Below are 13,925 nucleotides of genomic sequence, written 5' to 3'. Positions count from 1 at the left end.
CTGGAAGGGATGCTGAGTCTTCGATGATGGAACCGAGCGCTCGTCTCGTACTGCTTTCTCCCACACGTGCGGCCGACGTACGCCGGCGGGCCGGTGACCACTCCGGCCGGACCATCGCGGAAGCCTGCGCCGTCGGGCTGTCGTACTGGGCGACCGGCCGGAGCCCCGAGGGCATGGACCTCGCCCCCGGCACCCTCTTCGCCGACGTCCTCGGATGGGTCGGCAACGGCGGTGCCGGACCCGGCGGTTGGGAGGTCGAGGCGGACGGCCCGGACGCCTGGCGCATCACCGTCCCCGAGGGCGTCGAGCCGGCCGACGCGCAGCTCGCGCTGGACGACCTGGCCGACTTCCCCGACCGGCCCGTCGGCACCATCGGCCCGTCCGACGCGGCGGCGAGGCTCGAAGCCCTGGGCAGGTGGAACGACACCACGGCCGACCGGGTCCGTCCGACCGTCGTGGAGATGTTCCGCGAGCAGGCACGGAACAGGCCCGACGCCATCGCCGTCATCGACGAGCACCGATCGCTGACGTACCGTCAACTAGCTGAGCGATCAAGTCAGTTGGCCCACCGGCTGATCGAACGCGGAGTCGGCCGTGAACAGGTCGTCGGCATCTCGCTCGGCCGCTCCGCCGAAATGGTGATCGGGCTGCTCGCCGTACTCCAGGCGGGCGGTGCTTTCGTACCCCTCGATCCGCAGTGGCCCGCCGCGCGCCGCGCCGTCGTCGTCGAGGACGCCCGGGTCGTCCTGCAACTCAACACCTCGGGTGAGCCCGGTCCGGGCGAACCGGAAGCCGAGGCCGTCGACCTCGGTGACTGGCGGTTCGATTCCCACCCCGTCGACGGGACCGGGATATCCGCCCCCGGCACGGCCCTGGCGTACGTGATCTTCACGTCCGGCTCCACCGGGCGGCCCAAGGGCGCGATGATCCGTCACGAGGCGATCAGCGAACGCCTGCTGTGGCAGGTCAACGAGATCCTGGGCTTCGGCCACGACGACGCGTCGCTGTTCAAGGCGCCGCTCTCCTTCGACATCTCCATCAACGAGATCTTCCTGCCGCTGGTGTCCGGCGGCAGACTGGTGGTCCTGCGGCCCGGCGGCGAACGCGATCCGCACCATCTGCTGAGCGTGATCGCCGAACAGCGCGTCACCTTCACCTATCTGGTCTCGTCCATGCTGGACGTACTGCTGGAGATGGCGGGCGACTCCGGGCGCCTCGACAGCCTGCGCCACGTGTGGTGCGGCGGCGAGGTACTGACGCCTGAGCTGTACGAGCGCTACCGCACCAAGCTCGACATCCCGCTCTACCACGGCTACGGCCCGGCCGAGACGACGATCGGCGTCTCGCACGTCATCTACCGGGGCGAGGCGGAGCGCCTGTCGACGTCGATCGGCAAGGCCAACCCCAACACCCAGCTCTACGTGCTGGACGACGAACTGCGCCCGGTCCCGGTCGGGGTAGGCGGCGAGCTGTACGTCGGCGGATTCCTCCTGGGTCGCGGATACGTCAACGCGCCCGGCCTGACCGCCTCCCGTTTCGTCGCCAATCCGTTCGCCACGGACGGCTCCCGGCTGTACCGGACCGGCGACCTCGCCCGGTTCGCCCCGGACGGGTCGCTGGACTTCCTCGGCCGCGCCGACAACCAGATCAAGATCCGCGGCATGCGCCTGGAGATCGAGGACGTCGAGGCCGGTCTCGCCGAGCACCCCGGCGTACGGCACACCTGCGTCGTCGCGAAGAAGAACGCGGCGGGCGGCACTTACCTGGTGGGGTATGTGATCCCGGCCGCCGGGCACGAGAACCTGCGGGCCGAACAGGTCAAGGCGTGGGCCGTCGAGCACATGGTCGAGTACATGGTGCCCGCGCACACCGTCGTGATGAAGGAGTTCCCGCTCACCGCGAACGGCAAGCTCGACCGGGCCGCGCTCCCGGAGCCCGCGATCGGGACGGGCCCGGTCCTCCCGCCCACCACCGAGAACGAGCGCGTCGTGTGCGCGGTGGTCGCGGCCGTGCTGCGGCTGGACGAGGTCGGGGTCAACCAGGACTTCCTCCAGCTCGGCGGAGACAGCATTCTGGCGATCTCGCTGCTGAGCGCGTTGCGTGACGCGGGCCTCTACGTCACGACCCGGCAGATCTTCACCAACAGCGTCGTGGGCGCACTGGCGGCGGTGGCGAGCCGTGAGGACGTCGCCACCGTCGACCACCGGGACGTGGCGACCGGCTCCGTCGTCGGCTCACCCGTCACGCAGTGGCTCGGCGAGACCACCGACGCGATCGACGGCTTCGTACAGTCGGTCGTACTGAACACCCCGGCCGACCTCACCCCCGACGCCCTCGACCAGATCCTCACCGCGGTGACCGGGCGGCACGACATGCTGCGGGCCAGGCTCGTGCGCGGCGACCGCTGGAGCTTCGACATCCCGGAGGCGTCCCCGGCCACGGAGGGGACCGTCGTGGGCGGTCAGGAGAGCGACCGTCCGCTCGACGAGTGCGTCGCGCTCGCCACCGGCGGGCTCGACCCGGACAACGGCGTCATGCTGCGCGCGGTCTGGCGCCGCGAGGCACGCCAACTGGTCGTGGCCGTCCACCATGTGGTGATCGACGGGGTGTCCTGGCGGATCCTGATGGACGACCTGGCCACCGCGTGGCGGCAGTTCACCTCGGGCGCGCCGGTCGAGCTGCCCCCCGTCGGCACATCGTTCCGCCGCTGGACGCAGCTCCTGGAGCGTGCCGCGTTCGACGCGGACAGTACCTACTTCCGGCGTCAACTGCCCGGCGTGGACGCACCGGTGGGCAGGCGCGCCCTGTCCGGGGCCGACACCGTCGCACGGGAGCGCACGCGGACCGTCACGGCGGGCCCCGACGTCACGGCGGCGCTGCTGGGCGAGATTCCGGCGAAGTTCCACGCGGGCGTCAACGACGTACTGCTGACCGCGCTCGCCGTCACCCTCGCCCGGTGGCGCCGCGATCTCGGGCAGGACCAGACGTACGCGCACATCGAACTCGAGGGCCACGGCCGCGAGGGACGGTTCGTGGCGAACAGCGCCGGCTTCGAACCGGAACTGTCGCGCACCGTCGGCTGGTTCACCACCCTGTTCCCGGTGACCGTGGACCCCGGCGCGGCGGCCGATCTCACCGCGCCCGAGTACCTGGCCGCGGCGCTCAAAGCGGTCAAGGAAGACCTCGCCCGGGTACCGGACAACGGCGTCTCGTACGGCGCCCTGCGGTACCTGGCCCACGCCGAGTTCGACGCGCCCGCACCGCAGGTGCTCTTCAACTATCTGGGCCGCTTCGACGCGGGAGCGTCCGGAGACTGGCAACTCGCCGGTGCTACGGGGCAGTTGGGAGAGAAGCGCGACCCGAGGATGCGCCTCCCGCGCGCCCTGGAGTTCAACGCGATCGCCGAACCCGCCGCCACGACCGGCGAGTACGAACTGGTCACCACCATCTCCTGGCCCGACGGGATGTTCACCGACGAGGACGTCGCGACGCTCGGCGAGTACTTCCGCGGGGCCCTCGCCGGTCTGGCCGCGCTCGACCGGGGTGGCCACTCACCCAGCGACTTCGGCCTGGTGCCGCTCACGCAGGCCGATGTCGACGGCCTGGACGGCCCGGCGCTGCGGGACATCCTGCCGCTGACGCCGTTGCAGGAGGGGCTGTACTTCCACTCCGTCTTCGACGACGACTCGGCGGGCAGCTACGTCGAGCAGCAACTGCTGACCCTGGACGGGGAGGTGGACGCCGACCGGCTCGCGGCGGCGGCCACCCGTCTGCTCGCGCTGTTCCCGAACCTCGCCGCGCGGTTCACCGCGCTCGCCGACGGCCGGGTGGTCTCCGTCCTGGAGAGCGGTGTGGAGGCGCCCTTCAGCACACTGGACCGCCCCGGCATCACCGACGACGAGATACGCGACCACGCCGAGCGGGACCGCCGCGCCGGGTTCGACCTGGCCACCGGGCCCCTGATGCGGTACACGCTCATCCGCGCCGGCGCCGGCCGCACCGTCCTGGTGCAGACCGTGCACCACATCATCGCCGACGGCTGGTCGGTGCCACCGATGCTCCGCGCCCTGCTGGCGGAGTACCACGCGCCGGGCACCGTGTACGCGCTCGGCGGCTTCTCCGACTACCTGAGCCGGCTCGCCGAACGCGACGCCGACGAGAGCGACCGGGTGTGGCGCGACGAACTCGCCGAGCTGCCCGGCCCGTCGCTGGTCGCCGAGGGGCACATCCCGTCCGACCGGTTCGCCGACATCGCCGTCGAGCCCGGTGCCGACGGTGCGACCGGGGACGGCGTCGGCGACATCGACGCGGCCGTCCGGTCGGCCGGTGTCCCCTTGAGCGTGGCCGTGCACAGCGCCTGGGCGGTGACGCTCGGCGGCCTCCTGCACGGCAGCGACGTGGTCTTCGGCTCCACCGTGTCCGGACGCGACGCCGATGTGCCCGGCATCGGGGAGATGGTCGGTCTGTTCATCAACACCATCCCCGTGCGCGGCCGTTGGGACGGCACGACCACGGCGCGCGACCTGCTCGCCGCCGTACGGGACCACCAGGGCGCCGTCCTGCCGCACCAGCATGTCTCGCTGGCGCGCATCGGCCGCCAGGCCGGAGTCGGCGCCCTGTTCGACACCCTGGTGGTGTTCGACGTCGCGACCGATCTGGGCGCTCTGCGCGGACCGGACGACACGCTGGTCATCACCGACATCGCGAACGAGGGCGCCCCGCACTACCCGTTGACGCTGGTGGTGGAGCGCACCCTCGACGGCCGCCCGCGCTTCAACCTGATCTACGACGGTGAACTGCTGCGCGAGGCGAGCGCCCAGAGGATCCTGCGTACGTTCACCCGGACCCTCACCGGCCTGCTCACCCGGCCCGACGCCCTGGTCAAGGGCCTGGCCGACGAAGTCGCACCGGAGGCCGGCCGGCGTCCCGCGCCCATCACCCCGACCACCCTCGGCGGACTGTTCGACGCCGCGGCGGACCGCGACCCGGCCGCCACCGCCGTCACCCAGTGCGCTCTCGACGGCGGCTCCCGGTCCCTGACCTACCGCGAACTGGCCGACGCCAAGGACGAGTTGGCCTTCTCCCTGCGCGCCGCCGGTGTCCGGCCGGGCAAGCGGGTCGCCGTCGCCGTCCCACGCTCCATCGAGCAGGTCGTCGCCCTCGTCGCGGTCGTCACCGCCGGCGGCGCGTACGTACCGCTGGATCTGGCGTATCCGGACGAACGACTGGAGTACATCCTGGCCGACGCCGCGCCGCAGGTCGTCCTCGTGGACCGTGACCAGCGGGACCGCTTCACCGGCCTGCTCGCCCGAGCGGGCGTGTCGGCCCGCGTACTCGTACAGGGCGACGGACAGGGTGACGGACAGGACGGTGAACAGGGTGACGGACAGGGCGGTGAACCGCTCCTGGACGTCACCACCGAGCCGCCCGAGGCCGGCCGGCACGACCCCGCGTACGTGATCTACACGTCCGGCTCGACCGGCCGCCCCAAGGGCGTCGTCGTCCCGCACTCCAGCGTGGTCGCGCTGCTCGCGAACACCCGCCCCGACATGGACTTCGGCGCGCACGACGTATGGGTCCAGTTCCACTCCTTCTCCTTCGACTTCGCCGTCTGGGAGCTGTGGGGCGCCCTGGCGCACGGCGGCGAGCTGCTGGTGCCGGAGTACGGGCTGACGCGCTCCCCGGTCGACTTCCACCGGCTGGTCCGCGAGCGCGGTGTGACCGTGCTCAACCAGACCCCGTCGGCCTTCTACCAGTTCATCGAGGCGGACCGGCACGCCGACGAGCCGGTCACGGCGGTGCGGCGGATCATCTTCGGCGGCGAGGCGCTGGATCTCGGCCGACTGCGCGGCTGGGTCGAGCGGCACGGCACCGGTGGTCCCGGATCCGGCGCTCCCGAGCTGGTCAACATGTACGGCATCACCGAGACCACCGTCCATGTCACCCACCGGGTCCTGACGGACGAGGACTTCGGCGCCGGCGACGACATCAGCCCGATCGGCGGACCGATACCCGGCCTGGTCACCTACCTGCTCGACGACCGGCTCCGGCCGGTCCCGCCGGGCCGGGTGGGCGCCATCTACGTCGCGGGCGAACAGGTGTCGCTCGGCTATCTGGGCCGGCCGGGGCTGACCGCGGGCCGGTTCGTGGCGAACCCGTTCGCGGACGACGGCTCCCGGATGTACCACACGGGCGACCTCGCCCGGCGCACGCTCGACGGCGAGCTGGAGTTCGCCGGCCGCGCCGACGACCAGGTACAGCTCAAGGGCTTCCGTATCGAACTCGGTGAAGTGGAGTCCGCGATCAGGGAATTGGACGGTGTGGTCGATGTGGCCGTCACCGTCGCGGACAGCGGCGACCACCTGGTCGCGCATGTCGTGGGCCGCGTGCCCGGCGACCTTGCCCCACGGCTGTCCACGAAGCTGCCCGCGCACATGGTGCCGGGCCGGGTACTGCACGCCGACAGCCTGCCGCTGACGGTCAACGGCAAGCTGGACCGCAAGGCCCTCACCGCGCTCGCCGCACAGGACGACATCCCGGTGGCCGCGAGTGATTCCGCGCTCGCCGCACTGGTCGGCGTCTTCGCCGAGACGCTGCCCGGCACCGACGTGGACGCCGACACCGACTTCTTCATGGCCGGGGGCGACAGCATCGTCGCCATCACCGTGATCAACCGGGCCAGGGCGCTCGGGCTGCCGATCGCGCCCCGCGACGTATTCCTGTTCCGGACACCGCGCGCGCTCGCCGAGAACCTGGGGACGCGCACCCCGCGGGACCGGGCGCCCGCCGTGTCCCGCCGCGAGGACGGCCCACTGACACCGACGCCGATCATCCTGCGCCAGCGCGAACTGGGCGGATCGCTCGCCCGGTTCGCCCAGGCCAGAACACTGGTGGCGGCCGAGGGCACCGGCCTCGCCGACGCCGAGCGCGCCGCGAACGCCGTCGTGGCCGCGCACCCGGTTCTCCGCCTGCGGCTGCGCGTCGAGCACGGCGTGTGGGCGCTGCGCACCGAACCCACCCGCCAGGTCACCGTCGACCGCGCGGCGGGGACCGACGCGACGGCCGTGGCGAACGAGGCCGCCGGACGGCTCGACCCCGAGTCCGGAGACGTCATCGCGTTCTCCTGGCTGGAGGCGAGCCGGACCCTGGTCGTCACCGTGCACCACACCGCCGTCGACTCCGTCTCCTGGCTGGTCCTCCTGGACGACCTGGCCACCGCCATGAGCGGCGCGGCCCTGCCACCGCCGACCACCTCCTACGCCGAGTACGCCGAAGCGCTGGCGTCCCGGTCCACCCAGGTCATCGACGACCTCGGGCACTGGGTCACCACGCTCCGGGCGCCGGCGCTGCTGCCCGCCGTCCGGGAACTGCGTGAGACCACCGTCGTCCTCCCGCCCGACGTGAGCCAGCGGCTGACGCGAACCGCGCCCGCCGCGCTCGGCGTGGGGCTCACGGAGCTGCTGTGCGGCGCGCTGCGCGCCGCGCTGACACACAGTCAGCCCTCGCCCACCGACCTCGCGATCGAACTGGAGCGACACGGCCGGGTCCCCGCCCTCGACCACCACGACTACACCCGTACGGTCGGCTGGTTCACCTCCATCGCACCCGTACGGCTCACCGCCCACACCGACCCGGTCGCGGCGGCGCGCGAGATCGACGAACGTCAGCCGGACGAGTGCGGGCATGTCGCCTACGGCCGGCTCAGGTACCTCAACCCGCAGACGGCCCCGCTGCTGACCGCCCGCCCGCAGGTGCTGTTCAACTACCTCGGCCGGGGCGGCGAGTCCCGGGCGTTGCGTCTCACCGCCGGCGATCAGGGCAGCCCGTACGCCGTCGAGGTCAACGCGTGGACCGACGACGCCACCGGATCCCTGCACGCGGCCTTCACCCTCGCCGACGGGATCCCCGACGAGATCACCGAGCACTGGCGGCGCGCGCTGGAGCACGTCGCGGACGCCTCCGCGACGGCCGAGCGCACGGCGCCGGTCACCCCCCTCCAGCGGGGCCTGTTCTTCCAGGCCCAGATGGCGGGTTCGGCCGGACACTACGTCGCGCAGAGCTGGTTCACCTTCGACCGGCGGCTGGACGCCGACGCGCTGGCCGAGGCGATGGCGTACGTGATCGCACGCCACCCGGTCGTGGGCGCCGGCTTCACCACCGACGACGACGGCAACCCGGTCCAGATCCTCAAAGCCGGCCGGCGGGTCGATGTCCGTACCGTCTCGCCGGCGACGGACGCGGAGGTCGAGGAGATACGCACCCGGGACCGGGACACCGGATTCGACCCGGGGGAGCCGCCGCTGATCCGGCTGACCGTGGTGCGGCAGCCGGACGGCCGGGACGGCCTGCTGCTCAGCTACCACCTGCTGCTGTGGGACGGCTGGTCCCGCGAGATCCTGCTGCGCGACCTGTTCGACGCGTACGAGGCCGTCCTCGCGGGCGAGCCGCGGACCGCGACCCCGGCCACTCCGAGCTTCGAGGAGTACGCCCGGACACTCGCCGCCAAGGACGCCGCCGTGTCGGAACGCTTCTGGGCGGACCACCTGGCCGGTCTCACCGGCCCGACACTGCTCGCCGGACCGGAACCGTCCCTCCCGGACGACCTGCCGCACGCGCTCGTGCGGACGATGTCCGCCGAACTGTCGGACCTGCTGCGGGAAGCGGCGAAGGCGCACGGCGTCACACTGAACTCGGTGCTGACCGGCGCGTTCGGCCTCCTCCTCGGCGCGCACACCGGCCGCGGCGACGCCGTGTTCGGCGTGACCGTCTCGGGCCGCGAGGGCGAGGGGCTGGGCGACATCGTCGGTGTGCTGCTCAACACGGTGCCCATGTGGACCCGGGCACGACCCGACGACACGGTCGGCGCGTACCTGTCGGCCGTACAGACGGCCAGGGTCGAGGCGATGGAGCACGAGCACGTGGGGCTCGGCGAGATCCAGCGCGCCAGCGGGCACACCACCCTGTTCGACAACCTGTTCGTGCTCCAGAACTTCCTGGACATGGACGCGTTCGCCGAGATGAACGCCAGGCACGGCATCGACTCCGTGCGCGCGGACGACTCCACGCACTACCCGTTCACCTGGGTCGTCACGCCCGGCGAGCGGCTCACGGTCAAGCTGGAGCACCGCGACGACGACCCGGCGAACGCCCGGCGTCTCCTCGACGGCTATCTGCGCGTACTGGAAGACCTGGCCCGGTCGACGGGTCCGGTCGGCGCGCTGCACGGGGTGGGACCGGCGCCCGAGCCCGCCGGGCGTACGCACGTCGGCACGGACACCGTCGTCGACCGGTTCGACGAGGCGGCGGACCGCGATCCGGAGCGGGTCGCGCTCGTCGCCCACGGCTCGGCCATGACGTTCGCCCAACTCCGCGACCGCAGCCGCGCGGTGGCGGGTGTGCTCGCCCGGCGGGGCATCGGCCCCGAGACGACCGTGGGGCTCGCGATCCCGCGCTCCGTCGACTCGATCGTGGCACTGTTCGCCGTACTGCGTACCGGCGCCGCGTACGTACCGCTGGAGCTGGACCACCCGGACGAGCGGATCGCCGCGATCGTCGCGGACGCCCGCCCGGCGGTGACCCTCACCGTGAGCGCCGTGTCGCCACGGCTGACCGGTGAACTGATCGAGCTGGACCGCCCGTTGCCCGAGGCCGAGCCGTACCGGACGTTCGCGGCGGACGACCCCGACCGCCTGCGGCACCCCGCCTACACGATCTACACCTCCGGATCGACCGGCAGGCCCAAGGGCGTGGTGACCGAATACGCCGGGCTCACCAACATGCTGATCAACCATCAGCGCCGCATCTTCGAGCCGGTCCTCGCGGAGCACGACCACCGGGTCTTCCGGATCGCGCACACCGTGTCGTTCGCGTTCGACATGTCGTGGGAGGAGCTGCTGTGGCTCGCCGACGGCCACGAGGTGCACATCTGCGACGAGGAACTACGCCGCGACGCGCCCCGGTTGGTCGAGTACTGCCTGGAGCACGGGATCGACGTCATCAACGTGACCCCGACCTACGCCCAGCAGCTGGTGGCCGAGGGACTCCTCGACAATCCGGAACGGCGGCCGGCGCTGGTGCTGCTAGGCGGCGAGGCCGTCACCCCGACGCTGTGGCGGCGCCTCGCCGAGACCGAGGGGACGGTCGGCTACAACCTGTACGGACCGACCGAGTACACGATCAACACCCTCGGCGTCGGCACCTTCGAGTGCCAGGACCCGGTGGTGGGCGTGGCGATCGACAACACCGACGTGTACGTGCTGGATCCGTGGCTGCGGCCCCTGCCCGACGGCGTTCCCGGTGAGCTGTACGTGTCGGGGATCGGCATCGCGCGCGGCTACCTCGGGCAGCCCGCCCAGACCGCGCACCGCTTCGTCGCCTGCCCGTTCGGCGCACCCGGCGAACGCATGTACCGCACCGGGGACCTGGTGGTCCGGCGGTCCGACGGGAACCTGACGTATCTGGGCCGTACCGACCAGCAGGTCAAGATCCGGGGCCACCGGGTCGAACTGGGCGAGGTGGAGGCCGCGTTCGCGGCGCACCCGGCGGTCCGGTTCGTCGCCGCGGTGGCCCAGCCCGACCCGCAGGTCGACGGCGCGTACCGGCTGGCCGCCTATCTCGTCCTGGACGGCGCCGACTTGGCGACGGTCGCCGCCCAAGTGGGCGCCGCCCTGCCGGACTTCCTGCGCCCCACGCACTACGCCGAGGTCGACGGCATCCCGCTGACGGTGAACGGGAAGGCTGACACCAAGGCGTTGCCGGAGGCCAAGCCGCTGGGCGCGCTGACCACGGCGCGCGAGCGTGGCCCGGAGACCGGGACCGAGACAGCGGTGTGCGAGTTCTTCGCCGAGGCCCTGGACCTGGACGACGACGAGGTGAGCGCGGTGAGTGACTTCGTGTCCCTCGGCGGGCACTCCATGCTGGCGGTGCGGCTGATCGGCATGCTCCGCCGTGAGTACGGTCCAGTGGTCACCATCCGTGACCTGTTCACCCTGCGAACCCCGGAAGCGATTGCCCGCCATCTTGATGAAAACTCCTGACCCGCAGCGACCCTCCCCGGGGTCGGACATCCTCCGGACCGCACTGCGCCGCAACGTCGGCGCCATGGCCAAGGGCACCGGCCTCATGGGCCTGTACCAGGCGGGCGAGACGGCCTTCCCCATCGCGCTCGGCCTCATCGTCGAGCACACGATGCGGGACCGGAGCCTCGGCGCCCTCGGCCTGTCGATCGCCGCGCTGGCCGTGATCATCACGACCGTCTCGCTGTCGTGGCGGTTCGGGATGCGTACGTTGCAGAAGGCCAACACGACCGAGGCGCACCGCTGGCGGGTGCGGGTGGCCGCCTGCGGACTCCAGCCGGTGGCCAGGGACGTCGACCTGAAGTCCGGCGAGGTGCTGACCATCGCCACCGAGGACGCCGACCAGACCGCCGACATCATCGAGGTGGTGCCGCTGCTGATCAGCTCGCTCGTCGCGGTGCTGGTCACGGCGGTCGCGCTGGGCCTGGCCGACATCCGGCTCGGCCTGCTGGTGATCGCGGGCACGGTCGCGATCCTGTCGATCCTGGCCGTGATGTCCAAGCGGATCGGCGCCAGTACGCGCGAACAGCAGGCGCGGGTGGCACGGGCCGGCGCGAAGGTCGCCGACCTCATCACCGGCCTGCGCCCGCTGCACGGCTTCGGTGGCAACCACGCGGCCTTCCTGTCGTACCGGAAGGTCAGCTCGGACGCGAGGCGCCAGGCGATCACGGTCGCCAGGGTGAACGGCGCGTACGCGGGCACCGCACTGGCTCTCAACGCGGTCCTCGCCGCCGCGGTGACCCTGGCGGCCGGCTGGCTGGCGTTCGGCGGCCACATCACCATCGGGGAACTCGTCATGGCCGTCGGCCTCGCGCAGTTCATCATCGAACCGCTCAAGCTGTTCTCGGAGATGCCCAAGTACGTGATGATGGCGCGCGCGTCGGCCGACCGGATGGCGCTGGTGCTGACCGCGCCGCCGGTGACGACCCCCGGGCCGGAGCGCCCGGCCGCGGGCGGCGACCTGGAGGTCGACTGCGTCCGGTACGGCTCCCTGAACCGGCTGAAGTTCGAGGTGCCCGCCGGTGAGTTCGTGGCGATCACCGTCTACCAGCCGCGCGCGGCGGCCGACCTCGCGTCGGTCCTGGCCGTCAACGTCCCGCCCCACGCGTACGAGGGAGTGGTACGCGTCAGCGGTCGGGCGATCTCGGACCTGTCGATCGAGGCGGTCCGCGAGCACATGCTGGTGAACCCGTACGACGGGGAGATCTTCGCGGGCACCCTCCGTACGAACATCGACCCGTCGGGCACCAGCCGGATGGTCCCCGAGGCCGTCGAGGCGTCCATGCTGACCGACGTCGTGGCCCTCCACCGCGACGGACTGGACTACGCCGTCCGGGACCGGGGCGCGAACCTCTCCGGAGGGCAGCGCCAACGGCTGTCCCTGGCCCGCGCGCTCGCCACCGACAGCGACGTCCTGGTCCTGCGCGACCCGACGACGGCCGTCGACGCGGTCACCGAGCAGCTCATCGCGCGCAACGTCGCGAAGCTGCGCCGGGGCCGTACTACCGTCGTGATCACCAGCAGCCCGGCGCTCCTGGACGCCGCCGACCGGGTCCTCGTACTGGACGACGGGGTCGTCGTCGCCGAGGACACCCACCGCAACCTGCTCGCCACGGACGAGGACTACTGCCTGGCCGTGACGCGATGAGCCGCTGAGCGGTTCCGGGAATCCTCCCGTACGGCCCGGAACCGCTCAGCGGAGCGCCCACGCGACGTCCCTGAGCAGGGCGTGCCGCCAGCCCGCCCGGTCGTGGCCCGACGGCGACCGCGAGACCCGCACGGTGGCGCCCGCCTGTTCGGCCAGCGTCTCGGTCAGCTCGCAGTGCGGCAGCATCCGCGTCTCGTGTTCGCCGACGTCGAACGCGGCGCGCAGACCCGACAGTTCGGGGCGCTCCCGCAGGCGCGCGGCGACGTCGCCGCCGACCGGGCCGCCCAAGGGGTCAGGCAGGCCCATGGCGTCGGGAGTCCACCAGAAGGACGCGGACTGGCAGGCGACGCGGGACACGAACTCCGGGAATTCCAGGGCCGCGTACAGCGCGCTCAGCCCGCCGAGGCTCTGCCCGGCGACCACCAGCCGGTCCCAGTCGGCGCGTACGCCGCTCTCCGTCACCAGGGGCCGCAGTTCGTCCCGTACGGCCTCCCACAGCTCGGGGCGGCACCCGAACTCGGCCTCCCGGTCCTTGGCCGGCAGGAAGACGAGTGTGACCGGTGGCATGTCGCCGCCGGTGACGGCCGAGTCGAACGCGGTCGTGGCCGGGTGCAGATACAGCCAGTCGTCCCCGTCGAGCAGCAGGACCACCGGTCCGCCGCCGCCCACCGGGTGGACGCGTACGGTACGCCGCCCGCCGAGCCGTGCGCTGTTCCAGCGGAGCCGGGCGCGGGGGAGGGGCAGGACGTCCTCGGGGCCGAGGGCGGGCCAGTGCGGCTGGTCCGGGGCGTCCGGGGTCGCGGCCACGGACCGGTCACCGCCGGCGCCGACCGGATTGAACGGATCGGCGTACGCGGTGTCGCCCGCGCGGAGTTGGTACGTCACCCGCAGCCGCGCGGGCATGCGCACCTCGGCGTACCAGCAGTCCGTGTCGCCCCATCGGCGCAGGGGAACCGGCGGCGACCAGCTCTCGAAGTCGACACTCGCCGGGGACCCGCGCCACAGGAACAACGTCAGCCAGCCACCGTCGTCCGCGGGGACCGAAGCGGGCGTGCGCGCCGTCACCCAGAACGCGTCGGTGCCGGGCTCGCCGGGCAGTCCGAACTCGGCGAAGGAGTGCTCCCTGTCGGCCGCGAGGCGCATCGACGTCTCCTTGTGAGAGGGAAGGGGAAAGGCTAGGCTCGCCATTGATTAGGGGAGCC

3 protein-coding genes are annotated in these 13,925 nt (G+C 72.2%); 2 read left to right on the top strand and 1 reads right to left on the bottom strand.

Annotated features, from left to right (window positions below):
- Positions 1-23 precede the first annotated feature (23 nt).
- Both P3L51_RS10000 and P3L51_RS09995 read left to right on the top strand, forming a co-directional pair.
- Positions 24-11,036 carry a non-ribosomal peptide synthetase gene (locus P3L51_RS10000; protein ID WP_354604755.1) on the top strand — a complete coding sequence of 3,671 codons (11,013 nt, stop codon included), beginning with the start codon at positions 24-26 and terminating at the stop codon, positions 11,034-11,036.
- Entirely contained in the window at positions 11,023-12,723 is a 1,701-nt protein-coding gene (locus P3L51_RS09995; protein ID WP_354604754.1) for an ABC transporter transmembrane domain-containing protein, read from the top strand. Before P3L51_RS10000 ends, P3L51_RS09995 begins: the two co-directional genes overlap by 14 nt.
- Before the next feature lie 45 nt (positions 12,724-12,768).
- Here the strand turns inward: P3L51_RS09995 and P3L51_RS09990 are convergent, their stop codons facing one another.
- Entirely contained in the window at positions 12,769-13,866 is a 1,098-nt protein-coding gene (locus tag P3L51_RS09990; RefSeq protein ID WP_354604753.1) for an alpha/beta hydrolase-fold protein, read from the bottom strand.
- Positions 13,867-13,925: the final 59 nt, after the last annotated feature.

This window comes from Streptomyces panacea (assembly GCF_040560175.1).
GTDB classification, from domain to species: domain Bacteria; phylum Actinomycetota; class Actinomycetes; order Streptomycetales; family Streptomycetaceae; genus Streptomyces; species Streptomyces panacea.
Note: the sequence above shows the minus strand (reverse complement) of the source record. Positions and strands in the feature narration are given on the sequence as shown.